Origin of the sequence: Methylobacillus draconifructus (assembly GCF_045984385.1) — a bacterium.
GTDB lineage: Bacteria > Pseudomonadota > Gammaproteobacteria > Burkholderiales > Methylophilaceae > Methylobacillus > Methylobacillus flagellatus_A.
The window spans coordinates 17,084-36,446 of record NZ_JBJQIJ010000003.1 but is presented as its reverse complement, the minus strand read 5'-3'; the positions used below and the strand labels follow the sequence as shown (position 1 = coordinate 36,446).

The window sequence follows — 19,363 nt, the reverse complement described above, 5'->3', positions numbered from 1 at the left end:
TAGCCAGGAGCGCTTCGCTTGGTTTTGTTAGCCGTTCTTAGTCCCGTTGCCTAGATCTTGCACGCGCCGCTTTCGCAGCCGTCGTCCCCGGTCTCGCCGCCTTCGCTCGCGCCGTCGCGGGTGTTGTGGTAGTACAGGGTCTTCACGCCCAGCTTGTAGGCTTGCAGCAGGTCCTTGAGCAATTGCTTCATCGGCACCTTGCCGCCTTCGAAGCGCTTGGGGTCGTAATTGGTGTTGGAGGAAATCGACTGATCGACGAATTTCTGCATGATGCCCACCAGCTTGAGGTAACCATCGTTGTTGGGCAGCGACCACAGCAATTGGTACTGGTTGCGCAGGCGCTCGATCTCAGGCACCACCTGGCGCAGGATGCCGTCCTTGGACTGCTTGACCGACACCAGGCCGCGCGGCGGCTCGATGCCGTTGGTGGCGTTGGCGATCTGGCTGGAAGTCTCGGAAGGCATCAGCGCGGTCAGGGTAGAATTACGCAGGCCGTGCGCGACGATGTCCTTGCGCAGCTGCTCCCAGTCCAGTTGCAAGGCTTCCTGGCACACCGCATCGAGGTCCTTCTTGTAGGTGTCGATGGGCAGCAGGCCTTGCGAATAAGTGGTTTCATTGAACGCGCCGCAAGGGCCGAACTCGCGCGCGAGCTGCACCGAGGCCTTCAACAGGTAGTACTGGATCGCCTCGAAGGTGCGGTGGGTCAGCCCCAGCGCCGCATCGTCGGTGTAGCCGGTGCCGTTCTTGGCGAGGTAATAGGCGTAGTTGATCACGCCCACGCCCAGCGAGCGGCGCTTGTCGGTAGCGTTGAGCGCGGCCTTGACCGGGTAATCCTGGTATTCGAGCAAGGCGTCCAATGCACGCACGACGAGATCGGCCAGCCCTTCCAGTTCGTCGAGGCTTTCAAGCGCGCCGAGGTTGAACGCGGACAAAGTGCACAATGCGATCTCGCCGTTCTCGTCGTTGATATCCTCGAGCGGATGCGTCGGCAGCGCGATTTCCATGCACAGGTTGGATTGGCGCACAGGAGCCAGCTTGGGGTTGAACGGGCTGTGCGTGTTGCAATGGTCGACGTTCTGGATGTAGATGCGGCCCGTGCCTGCCCGCTCCTGCATCAGGAGCGAGAACAGGTCCACTGCCGGCAGGGTGCGCTTGCGGAGGCTGTCGTCCGCCTCGTATTGCGTATACAGGCGCTCGAACTCGTCCTGGTCGGCGAAGAAGGCGTCATAGAGGCCGGGCACGTCGTGCGGCGAGAACAGCGTGATGTCGCCACCCTTGATCAGGCGCTGGTACAGCAGGCGGTTGATCTGCACGCCGTAGTCGAGGTGGCGCACGCGGTTTTCCTCGACGCCGCGGTTGTTCTTGAGCACCAGCAGCGATTCGACTTCCAGGTGCCACAAGGGATAGAACAAGGTCGCCGCGCCTCCGCGCACGCCGCCCTGCGAGCAGGATTTCACCGCCGCCTGGAACAATTTGTAGAACGGCAGGCAGCCGGTATGCTGCGCCTCGCCGCCGCGGATTTCGCTGCCCAGCGCGCGGATGCGGCCCGCGTTGACGCCGATCCCCGCGCGTTGCGAGACGTATTTCACGATCGCGCTGGTGGTGGCGTTGATGCTGTCCAGGCTGTCGTCGCACTCGATCAGCACGCAGGAGCTGAACTGGCGCGTCGGCGTGCGCACGCCGGACATGATGGGCGTAGGCAGGGAAATCTTGAAAGTGGACACCGCATCGTAGAAACGCTTGATGTATTCCAGGCGCGCCTTGCCCTCGTACTTGGCGAACAGGCTCATCGCCACCAGGATATAGAGGAACTGCGGGCTCTCGTAGATTTTCTTGGTCACCCGGTTCTGCACCAGGTATTTGCCTTCCAGCTGCTTCACGGCGGCGTAGGAGAAATTCATGTCGCGCCAGTGGTCGATATGGTCGTTGAGCTCGTTGAACTCTTCACGGCTATAGTCGGCGAGGAGATGCTGGTCATACTTGCCCATCTCGGTGAGCTTGGTGACATGGTCGAACAAGTGCGGCGGCTCGAACTGGCCGTAGGCAATCTTGCGCAGGTGGAAAATCGACAAGCGGGCCGCCAGGTACTGGTAATCCGGCGTATCCTCGGAGATTAAGTCCGCGGCGGACTTGATGATGGTTTCATGGATGACGTCGGTACGAATCCCGTCGTAGAACTGGATATGCGATTTCAGCTCGACCTGCGATACCGATACGTTGTCCAGTCCCTGCGCCGCCCAATCGATCACGCGATGGATCTTGTCCAGGTTGATCGGTTCCCGGCGACCATCCCGCTTGGTGGCATTCATGGATTCATACTTTGTCATCTAAGGCTCCCTGTCAGGAAGCAAGGCATCCTCATGACCACGCATCGATTGCCGAGGCAACCGAGCAACAATCACAAAGCAGCATGACGGGCAAGGCGCCGACGCATCAGCGCAATCCCTATCCGGCCGAGGACACCCCGCCTCAAACGTTATGAAAATGATCTACGGCAGGTTTCCTGGCTCCCAGGTCCACATGACCGGCCTGTCTTCCCGGGCCTCACACTTTCAGGCCCAGTGACCCTTGTTGGCATGCCACTCACTGGTTACAGTTGCGGGGGCAGCTGCGGCTTGGCAAGGCACTGCCCTGCGACCGCATTCCCTTTTTCCGACTCAATCGAACAACCGTCGAACACCGTAGATGGGATGGACTATAGCGCAATAAAATGTGCTTGTGTACACTCAAAAACACTAGATATTGTTTTTTTGAGATATATGCAGGATTTTTAAGGGGAATTTTTTTGCGAATTTTTTACTCGGATTTTGGTCATTCATGGACACGGCCACCATGCCACAATCCCCTATCATGAAACGCAAATTCCGCCAAGCCAGATAATGAAACCAGCCCTGAATCCAGAACCAAGCCGCGACGATATCGATGCAACGCCGGGATGGTTGTTGCTGGAGTTCGGCGCCAATTGGTGCGGCTTTTGCCAGGCGGCGCAGCCTTCGCTCAGCGCGGCATTACGGCAATTCCCCGCCCTGCGTCACGAGCGCATCGAGGACGGCAGAGGCAGGCGGCTGGGCCGCAGCTTCAAGGTGAAGTTATGGCCTACCTTGATCCTGTTGCGGGATGGGACGGAAGTCGGGCGCGTGGTGCGCCCGGAAAGCCGGGAAAACATCTCGGCACTGCTGCAGGCGCACTTGCCTTCATCCTAACAATCCAGCGCTACACCCTTTTCAAGCCACCGGTTTACGGGCTACCAGGACAGTCAGATTGTCATCGGCCTTCACGCAACAAGCGTGACGCAACCGCACTGCGGCGTCGGAGACCAGCAAATCTTCGGCAATACTGGCCTCGCCTTCATTCAGGCCGCGCGCCAGCGCGACCACCTCGGCAATCTTTTCATCGGCGAAGGCCAGGCAGGACTTGGTTGCCGCATCCATCGCCTGCTCATGCGCCAGCGTCGCCGGCACATGCAGCAAGGAACAGCTGGGGGCTACCCAAAGCCTGTCACCGAGCTTATGCGCCAATGGCTGCAACAGGCCGAGACTCTGCCTCAGGTCATTGCGCAAAATGCCACGGCCGTCCACGATGCCGGCGGACAATATCCAATGCCCAGGCAAGGCATTGAGCCATGGCGCCAATTGCTCAGGCGCACTGACCAGGTCGAGATGAATGCCGTCCACTGGCAAATGAGTGACGAATCCTTGATAGCGGGCGACATTGCCGAAATAGGTGCCGAGCAATATTGCCGGCCGCTGCGTGCGGAACCAGGCATATGCGCGTTCGAAAGCGCCCAGCCATGCATTATCCAGGTCCAAGGCTAGAATGGGCTCTTCAAGCTGCAGGCAGGCAATCTTGCGGTGGTACAGCTCCTTCAGCAAATGCGCATACTGTTCCGCCAGCCTATCCAGCAGCTGCAAGCGGTCGCAGCCATCCGCGCCGCTCAAATACAGCAGGCTGACAGGCCCCAGCAACGCCGCCTTGACCGGCCTGGAACGCGCCTGCGCTTCGTCGAGCTGGCTCAGGAACTCATGGGCGTTGATCGTGAAGCCGGTATCCGCATCGAGCTCCGGCACGATATAGTGATAGTCGGTATCGAACCATCTGGCGGTTTTCATGGCCGGCTGGACGGCATTGCCGCGCGCCAGCGCGAAATAGTCATGTTCGGATAAAGCACCCTGCAAGCCAAACCTTCTAGGGATAGCGCCGAACATCACCGCATGGTCGAGCACGTGGTCGTAGGATGAGAAATCCCCTGCAGTAATGAAGTCCAGCCGCTTTTGCTTGCTCCAATGCTGCTCCCGCAGGCCCTTGCCTATTTCCTGCAATCCTGCCGCGGTCAGGTCGCCCTTCCAGAATGCCTCCAGGGCGTATTTGAGCGCACGTCTTTCACCGATGCGCGGATACCCGAGAATATGTGCGCTTGCCATACCCAATGCCTTGCTTGAATTTTTAACGAAACCGCGAATTTTCCGGCAGGCAAGCAATTTAAAAAAGCGAAAGTTTTTTTGGTAAAATTGAATTCATTTCATATCTATCCAAGCTTCTTATGCTGGAAATCCGCCACCTGAAATCCTTGATCGCGATTGCCGACACTGGAAAACTGGCCCATGCCGCAGAGCGGGTCTTCCTCACGCAATCCGCGCTCTCGCACCAGATCCGCGTGTTGGAGAAACATTACGACACCACCCTGTTCCAGCGCACCGCGCACGGCATCCGCTTCACGCCCGCAGGGGAACGGTTGCTGGCATTGGCAAGGGAAGTGCTGGAGGCACAGGAAAAGGCCGAGCGCGACCTGATCCGCCTCAAGAGCGACCAATCGGGGGAGTTGAGGATCGTGCTGGAGTGCCACACCTGCTTCGACTGGCTCACCCCGGTAATGGACGCCTTCCGCCGCGCCTGGCCGGAAGTCGAGCTGGATTTGGTGGCCGGTTTCCATAGCGATCCCTGGCACTTGCTGCACGACGGCAAGGCCGATCTCGTGATCGGCAGCCTGCCGGAGAAACAGCGCGAACTCGGCGCGATTCCGCTATTCAAGTTCGAGATCATGGGGGTGTTGCCGCCCGAGCACGAGCTGCGCAACAAGCCGCGCCTGATGGCGGAAGACTTCGCGGGACAAACCCTGATCACCTACCCCGTGCCGGAAGAGCGCATCGACGTCATCCGCCAGGTGCTCAAGCCTGCCAATATCGAATTCAGCCGCCGCACCAGCGAGCTCACCATCGCCATCATGCAACTGGTCGCCAGCCGCCGCGGCATTGCCGCTCTGCCCAACTGGGGCATACAAAGCTACGTGGAGCATGAGTACGTGATTGCGAAGCCCATCGGCCGCAAGGGGCTTTGGTCCGAGCTGCATGCGCTCGGCATGCCGGACGTCATGGCAAGGCCCTACACGCACGACCTTGCACGCATCATCCGCGACACCTGCGCGGAAAGGCTGGGCGACATCAGGCTGCTTTGAACCTTGCCAGCCGCGCTTCAGCCGGACAATGCGTTCAAGCCTGCATCGCAATCTTGGCCAGCTCGAAACCGAGCCACATCACCGCCAGCCCAACGACGATGCTTGCAACGACGTACGCGGCAGCAATGCCGACATGGCCTTCGCGCAGCAATACCATGGTTTCCAGTCCGAAGGCGGAAAACGTGGTGAACCCGCCCACCAACCCGGTAAAAAGCAGGACGCGCATATCGGCTGAAATGAATCCCTCCCTCGAGGCAAGCCCGGCCAGGATGCCGATGACGAGGCAACCAATGATGTTGACGGTGAAAGTGGGGAACGGGAACCGCCAATCCAGGCTGTAGCGCAAAACCAAGCCTGAAAGCTTGAAGCGTGCAACTGAGCCAATTGCGCCGCCCAAGGCCACGAGCATTACCTGATTCATTACATCCCTTTCAAAAAGCAAACTTGGAAAATTGGAGCAGGAATTATATCGGCCGGCAAGCCTGGCCAGGCGGCGGCACGGAAGGCGGCCTGGGCCTGCTGCAGGACAGGGTCGAGCAATCCTGCCTCAGCTACCCGGCAGGAAAGACCCGTAGACCGTATAACGGCAGGGCCGTTGGCAGCCTGACGTTCCCGGCTCAATCCTGGGAAATCCCCACGCGCCTGCCTTCCGCGGCGGACTGCATCGCCGCCACGATCGCCTTTGCATTGCCACGCGCATCCGCTAGGCTGAGGAACGGCGGCTTGCCGTTGAGCACGCAATCGCTGAAATGCTCGATTTCGAGGATGAAATGGCTACTCGCGGGCAGGCGTTCCTCCCAGAAGCGGCCATCCTCGGTCCACCAGGTGATGACCGGCACGTCGCCCGCCTGCTGCCAGACGGTGTGGCATTTCAGGCCGCCCTTGCTGCCCGTCACCTGGTATTCGGAGCGGCGCGAGCATTCGAAGCCGATATCGAACTGCCCTTGCCTGCCTTCGCCGAAATCGAATACGCCGCTGGTGGCGATGTCCGCCCCGCTTTCAGTGTATTGCGCTATCGTCACGACGCTCTTGGGCTCGGTGCCGAAACAACTGCGCAACGAATGGATGGCATAGGGCCCGATATCCCACATCGCGCCGCCGCCATGGTCCACGTCTTTTTCCAGGCGGTAGAGCCGCGCGGGCTTCATGATGAAGGAGTAGCTGGCGCGCACGAACTTCACGTCGCCGATGACGCCGGAACGCAGCAATTCCTGCACGCGCGCGAACTGCGGGTGGAAAACGTACATGAAGCCTTCCATGACGGTCACGCCCTGCTGCTTTGCCGCGCTGGCAATGGCATCCACGTCGGCCACGGTCAGCGCCAGCGGTTTCTCGATCAGCACGTGCTTGCCTTTCGCGATCGCCTTCAACGCCCATTCCGTATGCTCGTGGTTGGACATCGGCAGGTAGACGGCCTCGACATTGTCGTCGTCGAGCAGCGCTTCCGGCTCGTCATAACTTTTCACCGCGCTTGCCGCCTGGGGCGCATGCTTTTGCACGGTTGCAGCGGCGGCACCCGGACGGCGGCTGGCAATCGCCACCAGCTCGGCATTGGCCGCATCGACGATGGCGGGCAACAGGCGCTCGTTGACGCGGGCCGCGCCCAGTATGCCCCAGCGCAGCTTTCGATCTTGACTCACGCGATCCTGACTCATGTGCGGTTCTCCTTTAACTATTGTTTGAATATTTCACTGTTTGAAATTTTGTCAGCAAGCTTGGTCAAGGCTGCGTACTGGGAAAGCCTGGGATCAATTCGGTATCCACCGTCTGGCTGGCAAGCGTGGTGGCGACGTGCTGCATCAGGTTGGGCGATGCGTAACCGTCCGCCGGCAGGGCATAGGCCAGTTGATAGCCGCGGATTGCCGCCTGGGTCTTGGGGCCGGGCAAGCCGTCGCTGCCGCCGGTATCAAAGCCCAGGTCCGTCAATTGCCGCTGCAGGCGCTTGACAGCATCGACGCTCACCGCCTCCTGCTCGGCCCCGGCGCCGCCAACCAAGGCAGGCCCCCCCTGCAGTCGGCTGGCTAGGTGCGCCACGGTCAGCGCATAGCTGGTGGAACGGTTCCATTGCATCACCACGTTGAAATTATCGAACACCATGAAGGCCGGGCCACGCCAGCCTTGCGGCAGGACAATCGCCGCATTGAGGCCGGCTGGCAGCGCGGTCTGGTCCGCCGCCTGCACGCCAATGGCCTGCCATTGCTCCACGCTGCGCTTTTGGTTGATGGCGGCCTGCTGCCAGGCAAAATCCTCGGGCAGCGCCACCTCGACGGCGATAGGCTCGTTGCGCTTCCAGCCTATCGAGCTCAAGTAATGTCCCGCGGAAGCCATGGCATCGGGGATGGATTGCCAGACGTTGATCCTGCCGTCCCCGTCGCCGTCCTCGGCATAGACCAGGAAAGTCGAGGGCATGAATTGCATGTGCCCGACCGCGCCCGCCCATGACCCCACCATATTGCCGGCCTCGATATGGCCCGCATCGATGATGCGCAAGGCATCCAGCAGCTGGCTGCGGAAGAACGCATGGCGCCGCCCCTCGTAAGCGAGCGTCGCCAACGCCTTGGGTGTGGAAAAGCTGCCAAGCGTCTGCCCGTAATTGGTTTCCAGCCCCCAGAAGGCCAGCAATACAGCGGCGGGCACGCCGTACTTCTGTTCCACCGCCTGCAGCACAGGCGCTTGCTCCTGCAGCAAGCCCTGCCCGCGCGCGATCTGCTTCGGCGTCACGCGGCGGCCGAGATAGCCGAGGAAGGTTTGCACGAACTCAGGCTGCGCGTGGTCCAACTCGACCACGCGGTCTATCGGCTGGGCATCCGCCAGGGCAGCCTGCAACGTCGCAGCTGAAATCCCTTGCGCCTGCGCATCGCGGCTGAAATCCTGCACCCATTCGTCAAAGCTTTGCCCGTCTGCATGCGACAGCATGGTGTAGAACAAGCTGCAAGCCAATATACAAGCTAGCGAACGGCGCAATTTGAACAACGCTTCCTCCTTAATATTGCTGCAATGCTTTAACGCATCATTAAATTAGGCGCTAGCTGGCGACAATGCGTATTAAGAGCCGCTAACAAAACCCAGCGAAGCGATTTCGGCTAGGCGTTCTGCCGCAGACAGTACACCAAGTACGGCAAGGCAGAGCAACGACGCCAAAAGGGTTTTGTTAGCTGATCTAAGCGCGAACCATGTCTTCCCAGGCCTTATCCAAGCGCTTCACCGATACCGGAAACGGTGTCTTCAACTCCTGCGCAAACAGGGAAACGCGAAGCTCCTCGATCAGCCAGCGATAATCCAGCACGGCAGGCGGCACCTCATGGTTGGCCTTGCGCAAGCCCAGCACGTGCGACTCCCAACGCTCCCACACTTGCTGCACGGACTGGCCGCTGCGCGTATCGCGCTCTACCGCGCCTGGATACTTCTCCAGGCGCAGGCGCATGGCCTTGATATAGCGCGGCAAGTGCTGCAGGGTTTCCCACGGTGTCACGCTGAAAAAACGCTTGGGCAGCAAGCGCGCGAGCTGGCCTTCCAGCTCCTTCTTGATTCTGGACAGGCTGGCAGGAGCAGCGTTCAACTTTTGTGTGAGTTGCGTGTATTCCGCGGCAATTGCCGTCGCCAGCCTGCCCGCACCCTCGACCACCGCCGGCAGGCGCGTTCGCGCACGGGTCTTCAATGCCATGAAGTCCTGGTTGCTGCGCGGCAGCTCATCCTCGCCGATGAAGGCCCGGTCGCTGATCGCGACCAGCATGTCCTCGCGCAACTCGTCCGGATTCATGATGTTGCGCAACTGCAAGGCATATTGGTTGAAGCCGGGCAGGCCTTTTTCCAGTTGCTTCATCTGCTCCTTGAGCTCGAAGCGCATCAGGCGGCGCACCCCGGCGCGATGCGATAGCCGAGCGGCCAGCTCGGTATCGAACAGCTTGATGGCGACGCTGTCGGCGTTGTCCTCCAACGCCGGGTAGCCGGTCAACTGGCGTCCGTCGCGGCTGAAGCTCAGGGTCGGCGGCAAGTCGCCGAAATCCCACTGCTTGAGTCCGGACTTCTCGATGCCGGGCGAACTGCTGCGGAAGGTCAGCTGCGCCGCCTGGCCCAGCTGCGCCTTGAGCGCATGCCAGTCGCGGCCGCTGCCAAGCTCGCGGTTTTTCTCGTCCACCACGCGGAAATTCATGTAAAGGTGCGCATCCAGCGCATTGGCCTGCCATTCGCCCGCGCCTAGCTTCAAGCCGGTGCGCTGCTGGATATAGCCTGCCAATGCGGGCAGCAATGCCCCGTCTTTTTTGGATGCTGTTTCCAGGAAGCCGGTCACGAAATCCGGCACCGGCACGCAGACGCGGCGCAGCGTCTTGGGCAGCGCCTTGATCAACGCCGTCACCTTGTCGCGAATCATGCCCGGCACCAGCCATTCTGTCTCCACCGGGTTGAGCTGGTTGAGCAATGCCAGCGGCACGGTCGCCGTCACGCCATCCAAGGGATGCCCAGGCTCGAAACGGTACTTGAGCGGCAGTTTGACGCCGTCCAGCTCCAGGCTTTCTGGGAACTGTACCTCGGTAATGCCCGCCGCGCCGTGGCGCATCAGGTGGTCGCGCGTGAGATAGAGGATTTTCGGATTGTCCTTTTCCGCGTCCTCGCGCCATTTCTCGAACCCGGCGCCGTTGACGATGCCTTCGGGAACAACCGCGTCGTAGAACGCAAACAGCGTATGCTCGTCCACCAGCACATCCTGCCGCCGCGCCTTGTGCTCCAGCTCCTCGATCTCGGCAATGAGGCGGCGGTTGGCGGCAAAGAACGGCGCGCGGGTATCGAACTCCATGTTCGCCAGCGCCTCGCGGATGAAAATCTCGCGCGATTCCTTGGGGTTGATCGGGCCGTAATGCACGCGGCGACGCGGCACCACGGTAAGGCCATACAAGCTCACGCGCTCCCAGGCCGCCACTTGCGCCGGCTTGCGGTCCCAGCGCGGGTCGCTGTAGTGGCTCTGCGTCAGGCCGCGCGCCAGCGGCTCTATCCAGTCCGGTTCTATTTTTGCCACGCAACGCGCATACAGCTTGGTGGTTTCCATCAGTTCCGCCGCCATCACCCATTTCGGGCGGGCTTTCTTCAAGGTGGAACCAGGCGCGACATGGAAGCGGATACCGCGCGCGCCGAGATAATTGTCCGCCTCGCCATCCTTGAAACCGATATTGCCTAGCAACCCGGCAAGCAAGGCGCGATGCACCTGTTCATAGGAAGCGGGCTGCTCATTGAGCTTGAGTTCCAGCTCGTCAGAGATTTCCCTGAGCTGTTGGTACAGCTCACGCCATTCCTTGAGCCGCAGGAACGAGAGGAAATTGCTGTGGCACTTGTTGAGCAAGTCCTTGTTCGACTTCTTGGTCTTGAACGCGTCCTCATACCACTCCCACAGCTTGATAAAGCCGAGAAAATCGGAATGCTCGACCTTAAACTTGGCATGCGCCTGGTCGGCTGCTTCGCGCTTGTCCATGGGGCGCTCGCGCGGGTCTTGGATCGCCAGCGCGCTGGCGATGATGAGAATTTCACGCACGCAGCCCTGCTTCTTGCCTTCCAGGATCATGCGCGAGACGCGCGGATCCAGCGGCAGCCGGGCCAATTGCCTGCCGGTTTCGGTGATGTTCTGCTCCGCATCCACCGCGCCCAGCTCCTGCAATAGCTGGTAGCCGTCGGCAATGTAGCGCGAGCTGGGCGCCTCGATGAAGGGGAACTCCTGCACGTTGCCTAACTTGAGCGCGGCCATGCGCAGGATCACGGCGGCCAGCGAGGAACGGAGGATTTCCGGGTCGGTGAACTCGGGCCGGTTGTTGAAATCCGCCTCGTCGTAAAGCCGGATGCAGATGCCGTTGGACACGCGCCCGCACCGGCCCGCGCGCTGGCGTGCCGCCGCCTGAGAGATTTTCTCCACCTGCAATTGCTCGACCTTGGCGCGCGCGCTGTAGCGGTTGACCCGCGCCAAGCCGGTATCAATGACGTACTTGATACCCGGCACGGTGAGCGAAGTTTCGGCAACATTGGTTGCGAGCACCACGCGCCGCCCGCCGCTGGAGCGGAATACTTTCTGCTGGTCTTCTATGGAGAGGCGCGCGAACAAGGGCAATATCTCGACATGGCGCAGGTGCTTGCTGAGGTAATCCGCCGTATCGCGAATCTCGCGCTCGCCCGGCAGAAACACCAGGATATCGCCGCCGCCGAGCCGGGAAAGCTGCTCCACTGAATCGAGGATCGCCTCTTCCATCGCCTCCTCGGCATCATCCTCTTCCAGCCACTTGGCCTCTGCGCGCGGCTTGCGCTGGATGCCCATGATGTCCTGGCCGAGCAACTCCACATCATCGTCGTCATCCAGCCATTTGCGGATGGAGGGGTCGATGTTGCCCGCCTTGCGCTTGATGCCGATGTCAATGATATCTTCTTGCGGCGCCTCTTCTCCCCGTTTCACTACGGGAACAGGTGCAGCGACTGGCGCCGGCGCCGCGATCGCCATACGGCGGCTGCCCAAGGGACGGTAGCGGATTTCCACCGGATAAGTCCGCCCGGAAACCTCGATCACCGGCGCACCGTTGAAATGGCGCGAGAAGCGCTCGGCATCGATGGTCGCCGAGGTGACGATCACCTTGAGGTCGGGCCGGCGCGGCAATAATTGCTTGAGATAGCCGAGCAGGAAGTCGATGTTCAGGCTGCGCTCGTGCGCCTCGTCGATGATGATGGTGTCGTAGGCATTGAGGAAGCGGTCGCCCTGCGTTTCCGCAAGCAGGATGCCGTCCGTCATCAGCTTGATATACGTTGTTTCCGAAAGACGGTCATTGAAGCGCACCTTGTAACCCACGGCCTCTCCCAGCGGGGACTTCAATTCCTGCGCAATCCTCGACGCCACCGAGCGCGCCGCAATCCGCCGCGGTTGGGTATGCCCAATCAATCCAGTGACACCACGCCCCAATTCCAAGCAGATTTTGGGCAATTGCGTCGTCTTGCCTGAGCCGGTCTCGCCGCTCACTATCACCACCTGGTGCTTGCTGATCGCCTCGGCAATCTCGTCCTTACGGTTGCTGACCGGCAGCTCGGCGGGATATTCGGGCCTGGGCAACTGCTCGAGGCGGGATTTGCGCCGCTGTGCGGAAGCCTGAATCTTGGCAGCCACATCCGCCAAGGACTGGTCAATAGGCTTTTTCTGCTGCAACAAGGCATTCAGCTGTTGCAAGCGCCGCCTTAACAGAAACTGGTCCTGCAACATGCATTCGGGAAGCTGCGCCTGCAATCGCTGCAGCATCTGGCGCTCGGAAACGGGATTGGGTGTACTCATAGATAGGCGTGGATTTTAGCATGGCTGCCCGTGCCAATCGTGCTTTCACAAAAGGCCCGGCTCGTGCAGTCCTTGCTGGCTTCCTATATAGCGCTCTCCCCACTGCTTCAATGCATGCAGCACCGGCTCCAGGCTCCTTCCCTGTTCGGTCAGGCTGTATTCCACACGCGGCGGCACTTCGGCATACACCTGCCTGTGCACCAACCCTGCGGCCTCGAGTTCCCGCAATTGATTGGTGAGCATGCGCTGGGTGATATTGGGCAGCATCCGCTTCAGCGCATTGAAACGCTTGGTGCCGTCAAGCAAGTGGTAGAGCAACAGGCCTTTCCATTTTCCGCCAATCAGTTCCAGGGTAGCCTCGACCGGGCACCCTGCCACGCAGTCGAAGGATTGGTGTTTTGCCATGGTGGTCACATCCAGTCACATTAGTATCGATTTATGCACTATATACAGAAATTGTGCGTACTTGCCAGTCCTGCATGCGCGGCTAAAATGATCACATCATTCGCTCATTCATTTAAGGACTGCCCGTGAAAGCCGTCGCCCTGACCCGCTATTTGCCGATTTACCATCCCGAATCCCTGCAGGATATCAACCTCCCTGTCCCGGTTCCCGGACCGCGCGACCTGCTGGTGAGGATAGACGCGATCGCGGTCAATCCGGTCGATACCAAGGTGCGCGCGCCCAAGGACAAGATCGAGAAGGAACCGCGCATACTGGGCTGGGATGCGGCCGGCACGGTGGTCGGGATTGGCAGCGAGGTATCGCTGTTCCAGGTCGGCGATTCGGTATATTACGCCGGCGACATCACGCGCCAAGGTTGCAACAGCGAATTTCAGGTGGTAGATGAGCGGATTGTCGGCCACAGGCCGAAATCCCTGACGCCTAGCGGGGCCGCCGCCCTGCCGTTGACCGCCATCACGGCGTGGGAATCCTTGTTTGATCGGTTGATGGTGGCAATGCCGCCGCAACCCGGGCGCCGTAAGACGATCCTGATCATTGGCGGTGCAGGCGGCGTTGGCTCGATCGCGATCCAGTTGGCGGCAAAGGTAGCTGGTTTACATGTCATCGCGACTGCTTCGCGCCCCGAATCCTCCGCCTGGTGCCGGGAGCTGGGCGCCCATGATATTGCAGACCATAACGGCGATCTGGCCGGCCAGGTACAAGGGCTTGGCTACAAGTTCGTGGACTATGTGCTGATCCTCAACAACACCGACCAGCACCTGCCAGCGGCGGTGGAACTGGTGGCGCCGCAAGGCGCAATATGCAGCATCGTGGAAAATGCGAACCTGCTCGATATCGCTCCGCTCAAGAACAAGAGCGCGCGGTTCTGCTGGGAGATGATGTTCACGCGCGCGATGTACCAGACCGAGGACATGGTGAGGCAGCATCACCTGCTTAACGAAGTCGCGCAACTGGTGGACCAAGGCATTTTGAAAACCACGGTCAACCAGGTACTGTCGCCCATCAATGCCGCCAATCTCAGGCAAGCCCACGCCCAACTGGAAGCAGGAAATACGATAGGCAAAATCGTACTGGAAGGCTTTTAAGCACCGTTGGAGCATCCGCGGCAACATGCCGCATAAGCAGTTCCAGCCTGCGTGATAAGATAGCGGCATGGAATTTGATCAATTGAAGCTGGTAGGCGGGCTGAGCGCTTTTTTCCTGCTGTTTGGATTCGGCTGCTGGTTATTGCTGCAGACCGCGACCATGGGCGACGGCCCTGCCGATGCGGATTTCTTTGGCGAACTCTGCATTGTTACCCCTGCTTCCGGCACCAAGCCCCTCACGCCATGCATTGCGTGCGTGGCGCTTTCGCACCAGCTCGTCTCGCAGGCATTGACGCTGGGGCCAACCGCATTCGCCCTGCCCGGCATCAGCGCCTACGCTGAGCCGCTTACCATAGGAGAACAACCATGAATAGGCTCTTAAGCCTGCTATTGCTGTGCAGCCTGCAGGCGCAAGCCGGAGTCACCGTCGTCGAGCCATGGGTACGCACCACCGCGCCTGGGCAAAAGGTGGCGGCAGGCTATGTGCGCATCGTATCGGACAAGGATGTCGCCCTGGTCTCGGCGAACTCAAGCTTTGCCGACAAGGTCGAAGTCCATGAGATGCAGATGGATGACGGCATCATGAGGATGCGCCCGCTCAAGCAACTGGAGCTGAAGGCGAACACGCCGGTGGAATTGAAGCCCGGCGGCTTGCACCTGATGCTGGTCGGGATCAAGAATGCAGTCAAGGCAGGCGACGCCATTCCGCTCACCCTGGTGTTTGAAGACAAGAAAGCCGCGCGTGAGAGCGTAGACGTCGTGTTCAACGGTCGCGCCGTCGCCCACCAGGGCATGGAACATCACGCCCATTAATCCCGCCTGCCGCCGTCATAAACAGGAGAACGCTTTGGTTGCAAAAATAATACAAGGCCTCAGCCAGCAAGCCCTGCACCGGCTCAAATGCCTGCGCCAGCTGTTGATCCAGTCGGTGCTGTCCTGGTTTTCCCACCGCGCCACCAGCAAGGGAGCCGCGCTGGCCTTCTATACCATGTTCTCGCTCACGCCCATCCTGGTGCTGGTGATTGCGATTGCCGGGTACTTCCTCGGCGAGCGTGCCGCGCATGGCGAAATCGTCGCGCAAATGTCGGACCTGGTGGGCGAAAGCGGCGCGCAGGTGATCCAGAACATGCTGGCGAGGTCGAGCAATCCCAAGTCCGGCATCATTGCGACACTGGTCGCCTCCGCCCTGCTGTTCGTCGGTGCGACAACGGTATTCGCCGAGCTGAAAGCCAGCCTCGATGAAGTCTGGGAAACCACCAAGGAAAAAGCCCAGGGAGGCAGGCAGGCGATCGGCAACCTGATCAAGACCCGGCTGCTCTCGTTCAGCATTATCCTCTCGCTCGCCTTCCTGCTGCTGACCTCGTTGCTGGTAAATGCCGGCCTGGCGCTGGTGGAACAGTTCTTCGCGGAATTCGTTGGCCGCTTCATCACTGCGATCGGCATATTCAAGCATATTTCCGCACTGGTGAGTTTCGGCGTGATCACCTCGATGTTTGCCGTCATCTTCAAGATGCTGCCGGACGTCAAGCTGCCGTGGTCCGATGTCTGGGTCGGCGCCGCGTTCACCGCCATCCTGTTCAGCCTGGGCAAATACCTGATCGGGATATACCTGGGCAACAGCGCGGTAGCATCAAGCTTTGGCGCCGCAGGCTCCTTGATCGCCCTGCTGCTCTGGGTGTATTACTCCGCGCAGATTTTCTTCTTCGGCGCTGAAATCACGCGGCAATATGCGCTTACGTTCGGCAGCCTGCGCGACATTCCGGCGGACAGGATTCCCCGCAAGTAAGGCACTAGGCTGCAGTATCGAGCATCAATAGACAAAGCGGTGATGCAGGTCCTGGAGGTTAAGCTGCTCGAGGATCTGTTCCAGCCTGGATTGGGCGTTGCGCCGCGGGCTGTTTTTATAGCGGGCGATGATGAGTTCGTTCTTCATCGAATGCTCCCAACCCACCAGCTCCGTCACCGTCACCTGGTAGCCATGCGCCTCCAGCTGCAGGCAGCGCAGCACGTTGGTGATCTGGCTGCCGAATTCGCGCGTGTGAATCGGATGGCGCCAGATCTCGGATAACGGCGTCTTGCCGAACGAATCGCTCTTGTGGCGCCGCAGCACTTCCGCCACCTCGGCCTGGCAGCAAGGCACCAGCACCATGAACTGGGCTTTTTTCTCCAATCCGAAACGGATCGCGTCGTCGGTCGCCGTGTTGCAGGCATGCAATGCGGTGACGATATCCACCTGCTCGGGCAAGGCAGGCGAAGTAATCGCTTCTTCCACGCTCAAGTGCAGGAAATCCATGCGCTCGAAACCCAGCTTTTCCGCGAGCGACTTGGATTTTTCCACCAGTTCGCCGCGGGTTTCTATCCCGGCGATGCGCCCTGCCGCCTGCTGCTTGACGAACAAATCATAGAGGATGAACCCCAGATAAGACTTGCCCGCTCCATGGTCGACCAGGATGGGATTGGCATTGTTTTCCATCACTTCGAGCAGCAGCGGCTCGATGAAGTGGTAGAGGTGGTATACCTGCTTGAGTTTGCGCCGCGTATCCTGGTTGAGCTTGCCTTCCCGCGTGAGGATGTGCAGCTCCTTGAGGAGTTCGACGGATTGCTGGGGCTTGATTTCCGGGATGAGCGTCATGCCGCTATTTTAGCATCGCCCTTCCAACCTATTCACCAGCGCATCATGCTAAATAAACAAATGCGCTGGCAAGCAGGATTCACGCATGCTTCAGTGCTGGTGTTGATGGTCGTGGGGCTCGTCATGGTCATGGCGATGCACATGCACGCCAGGCGCACCCTTGGCTGCGGATAGCCAGGCCACGGCTTGCTTGTCATGCTCCATGTCGCCGATATCGACAAAATCCACATGCTGGTATGCCTGCAGCACCTGGCTGGTGGTTCTTTCCACCGGCGGCTTGCCCTGATAGCGCTCCACCAGCTTCACGGTCACGTGATGCTTGGGGTAGCGGTATTCCACCTGCAATGGGATCTGCAATGCAGGAATCCAGGTAATCTCGGTGTCCACGCCGTTCAGTTTGCCTTGGTAAATCTCGGTCGCCATCTTTTCATAGGGCTGGCCCGGCTTCTTCTGCAGGCTGGCGAGTTCGCTGGTCTTCACCAATTGCGCCAATGCCTGCCATTTATCTTCACTGGCGCCAATGCCCAGCAAACGCAGATCGATGGAGGTATAGTCGATCGCGCGTTTTGCATCATGCATCAGGTAAACGTAATCCAGGGTGCCGTCCTGCCACTGCCAAAGGTCGCTGTGCTTGGCGTTGAAGTCGCGCAATTCGACCTGGTTGGCCCCGCGCAGCATGAGCCACTCGCGCTTGACCGGCTTTTGGCAGGGCACCGCGCATTGCGATGTCTCGAAACGGGCATCCAGACTGGGCAATGCCTCGGCGGCGGCCAGGTTGGGCAACAGGGCGAGCAACAATGCTCCGGCATATTTCATGTTGTTTTGCATGTTCATACTCTCACAAACTCAAAAACAAAATGGATGGGATGGCCTGCGCCACCCCATCCGTCTCAGTCACACAACATCAAGCGCTGCATTAGAAGCCGAAGGCATCCTTCATGACGTGGAAGATGTAGTGCTGCTCTTGCACGCCCTGGAACAGGTGGGCCTTGGGGCCGCCTGCGAAGATTTCCACTTCTTCAGCCGCATGGGTCTCGGAATCGAGAGGCACGGTCACTTCCTGGTGGAAGTCAGGGTCGCTGGTGTCGACATTGGTCATGTCCTCGATACGGCCGCTACGTGCAGGGAAGCCATAGACATCCTCGCCTGGGACGTTGGGGTAGTAACCCTTGCCGTTGGCGTATGAAATCGTGGTGTATGGATTGCCGTCAGTCGCCTTGGTCAACTGGCCGTCCACCGTCACTTTGCCGAGGATAGGATTGCCGCGCTCAGGGTAGCCGCCAATCGTCATGGTGTGGCTGTGGTCGGCAGTCACGATCACCAGGGTGTCGTTGAGGTCCACTTTTTCCAGCGCCTTCTTCACTGCGTCAGACAAGGCAATGGTATCGGTCAACGCACGGTAGGCGTTGTTGGCGTGGTGACCATGGTCGATACGGCCGGCTTCCACCATCAGGAAGAAGCCCTTGGGGTTCTTCTGCAGGATGTCGATCGCCTTGCCGGTCATGTCGGCCAGGGACGGCTCCTTGCCTGTGTCGTTCGGGCGGTCATGCTCGTATTGCATGTGGGAGCGCTCGAACAAGCCCAGCAGGCGGTTGGTGTTGGCCGGGTTGATGGCATCGAATTGCGCCTGGTTCCAGACGAACTTGCCGCCGAACTTGTTCACGTATTCCTGCGCCAGGTTGCGGCCGTCGCGGCGGTCGCCCTTGCGGCCTGCGTTTTCAGGATCGTCCACGGTGTTGGGCAGAAAGCGGCTGCGGCCGCCGCCCAATACCACTTCAATACCGTCGCCAATCGCACCGGCGCCGAAGTTGTCGATCAACTGGGAAGCGATATCCTTCACGTCCGCATCCGCGGGCACATTGTTGTCGGATTCCCAGTCACGCGCGGAAGTGTGCGCATAGGTCGCTGCAGGGGTAGCGTGCGTGATGCGGGCGGTGGAAACCACGCCGGTGGCACGGCCGTTCTGCTCGGCCAGCTCAAGGATGGTCGCAAGCTTGGCAGCCTGCACCTTGCTGTTGTCCTTGTCGCCGTTCAATACGCGTTGGTCGACAGAAATGACGCCGTCATTGGTCTTCACGCCGGTCACCATGGCGGTCATGGTAGGCGCGGAGTCGGAAGTCTGCTGGTTGGCGGAATAAGTCTTGGACAAAGCCAGGTAAGGCAGCTTCTCGAATGCCAGCTTGTTGCGCTCGCCGTCACGGCCTTGCAATTGGCCTTCGAGGATGCGGGCGGCCGTCACGGTGGATACGCCCATGCCGTCGCCCACGAACAGGATCACGTTCTTGGCCTTGCGGTTGTTGGGGTAAAGCTTCTTGGCGGCTGCCAAGGCCTCCTGGCCGTCCTGGTACCAGGTGTTGGCGTCTTCCGCCATGGCCTGGCCACACAGGGCCATCATCACCGCCAGGGCGGAAACCTTCATTGTTGCCTTTTTCATTTTA

Annotated in this window: 16 protein-coding genes and 1 riboswitch; of the genes, 6 read left to right on the top strand and 10 right to left on the bottom strand. The window is 59.9% G+C overall.

The window, feature by feature from the left end; all coding sequences use genetic code 11:
* Positions 1-50 precede the first annotated feature (50 nt).
* A complete protein-coding gene (nrdA, locus tag ACKF11_RS06575) occupies positions 51-2,327 on the bottom strand; it encodes a class 1a ribonucleoside-diphosphate reductase subunit alpha (RefSeq protein ID WP_407996421.1) in 2,277 nt (758 codons plus the stop codon).
* A gap of 149 nt (positions 2,328-2,476) precedes the next feature.
* Positions 2,477-2,689, bottom strand: a riboswitch (cobalamin riboswitch).
* 190 nt (positions 2,690-2,879) lie between these two features.
* Between nrdA and ACKF11_RS06570 the strand changes: the two genes are divergently transcribed.
* Complete coding sequence (locus tag ACKF11_RS06570; RefSeq protein ID WP_407996420.1) at positions 2,880-3,203, top strand: thioredoxin family protein; 324 nt, start codon at positions 2,880-2,882, stop codon at positions 3,201-3,203.
* Between the two features lie 21 nt (positions 3,204-3,224).
* Here the strand turns inward: ACKF11_RS06570 and ACKF11_RS06565 are convergent, their stop codons facing one another.
* Complete coding sequence (locus tag ACKF11_RS06565) at positions 3,225-4,421, bottom strand: hypothetical protein (protein WP_407996419.1); 1,197 nt, start codon at positions 4,419-4,421, stop codon at positions 3,225-3,227.
* A 119-nt stretch (positions 4,422-4,540) separates the two neighbouring features.
* On the opposite strand from ACKF11_RS06565, the gene ACKF11_RS06560 reads away from it, so the two are divergent.
* Entirely contained in the window at positions 4,541-5,452 is a 912-nt protein-coding gene (locus ACKF11_RS06560; protein ID WP_407996418.1) for a LysR family transcriptional regulator, read from the top strand.
* Between the two features lie 34 nt (positions 5,453-5,486).
* On the opposite strand, the gene crcB is transcribed toward ACKF11_RS06560, so the two are convergent.
* From crcB to ACKF11_RS06535, 5 genes are all read right to left on the bottom strand, one after another.
* Positions 5,487-5,873 carry a fluoride efflux transporter CrcB gene (gene crcB, locus ACKF11_RS06555; RefSeq protein WP_407996417.1) on the bottom strand — a complete coding sequence of 129 codons (387 nt, stop codon included), beginning with the start codon at positions 5,871-5,873 and terminating at the stop codon, positions 5,487-5,489.
* A 196-nt stretch (positions 5,874-6,069) separates the two neighbouring features.
* Positions 6,070-7,107 carry a Gfo/Idh/MocA family protein gene (locus ACKF11_RS06550; RefSeq protein ID WP_407996416.1) on the bottom strand — a complete coding sequence of 346 codons (1,038 nt, stop codon included), beginning with the start codon at positions 7,105-7,107 and terminating at the stop codon, positions 6,070-6,072.
* Between the two features lie 64 nt (positions 7,108-7,171).
* Positions 7,172-8,425, bottom strand: a complete 1,254-nt coding sequence (locus ACKF11_RS06545) for a lytic murein transglycosylase (RefSeq protein WP_407996415.1) — start codon at positions 8,423-8,425, stop codon at positions 7,172-7,174.
* Positions 8,426-8,612: 187 nt separating this feature from the next.
* Positions 8,613-12,674 carry an ATP-dependent RNA helicase HrpA gene (hrpA, locus tag ACKF11_RS06540; protein ID WP_407996788.1) on the bottom strand — a complete coding sequence of 1,354 codons (4,062 nt, stop codon included), beginning with the start codon at positions 12,672-12,674 and terminating at the stop codon, positions 8,613-8,615.
* Between the two features lie 114 nt (positions 12,675-12,788).
* On the bottom strand, positions 12,789-13,148 hold the full coding sequence (locus ACKF11_RS06535) for a winged helix-turn-helix transcriptional regulator (RefSeq protein WP_407996414.1): 360 nt from the start codon (positions 13,146-13,148) through the stop codon (positions 12,789-12,791).
* 125 nt (positions 13,149-13,273) lie between these two features.
* Here ACKF11_RS06535 and ACKF11_RS06530 point away from each other — a divergent pair, with 125 nt between their 5' ends.
* The 4 genes from ACKF11_RS06530 (at position 13,274) to ACKF11_RS06515 (ending at position 16,079) form a co-directional block, all read left to right on the top strand.
* On the top strand, positions 13,274-14,293 hold the full coding sequence (locus ACKF11_RS06530; RefSeq protein WP_407996413.1) for a zinc-binding alcohol dehydrogenase family protein: 1,020 nt from the start codon (positions 13,274-13,276) through the stop codon (positions 14,291-14,293).
* 67 nt (positions 14,294-14,360) lie between these two features.
* Positions 14,361-14,663 (top strand): hypothetical protein, encoded by a 303-nt coding sequence (locus ACKF11_RS06525; RefSeq protein ID WP_407996412.1) that lies wholly within the window; start codon positions 14,361-14,363, stop codon positions 14,661-14,663.
* Positions 14,660-15,106: a copper chaperone PCu(A)C gene (locus ACKF11_RS06520; protein WP_309564994.1), complete on the top strand. Its 447-nt coding sequence runs from the start codon at positions 14,660-14,662 to the stop codon at positions 15,104-15,106. Before ACKF11_RS06525 ends, ACKF11_RS06520 begins: the two co-directional genes overlap by 4 nt.
* Positions 15,107-15,140: 34 nt before the next feature.
* On the top strand, positions 15,141-16,079 hold the full coding sequence (locus ACKF11_RS06515; protein WP_407996411.1) for a YihY/virulence factor BrkB family protein: 939 nt from the start codon (positions 15,141-15,143) through the stop codon (positions 16,077-16,079).
* A gap of 24 nt (positions 16,080-16,103) precedes the next feature.
* Here ACKF11_RS06515 and ACKF11_RS06510 read toward each other — a convergent pair whose 3' ends face one another.
* The 3 genes from ACKF11_RS06510 to ACKF11_RS06500 form a co-directional block, all read right to left on the bottom strand.
* Positions 16,104-16,925, bottom strand: coding sequence for a class I SAM-dependent methyltransferase (locus ACKF11_RS06510; RefSeq protein WP_309564992.1), 822 nt, complete (start codon positions 16,923-16,925; stop codon positions 16,104-16,106).
* Between the two features lie 90 nt (positions 16,926-17,015).
* On the bottom strand, positions 17,016-17,741 hold the full coding sequence (locus ACKF11_RS06505; RefSeq protein WP_407996410.1) for a hypothetical protein: 726 nt from the start codon (positions 17,739-17,741) through the stop codon (positions 17,016-17,018).
* 100 nt (positions 17,742-17,841) lie between these two features.
* Entirely contained in the window at positions 17,842-19,359 is a 1,518-nt protein-coding gene (locus tag ACKF11_RS06500; RefSeq protein ID WP_309564990.1) for an alkaline phosphatase, read from the bottom strand.
* Positions 19,360-19,363 lie beyond the last annotated feature (4 nt).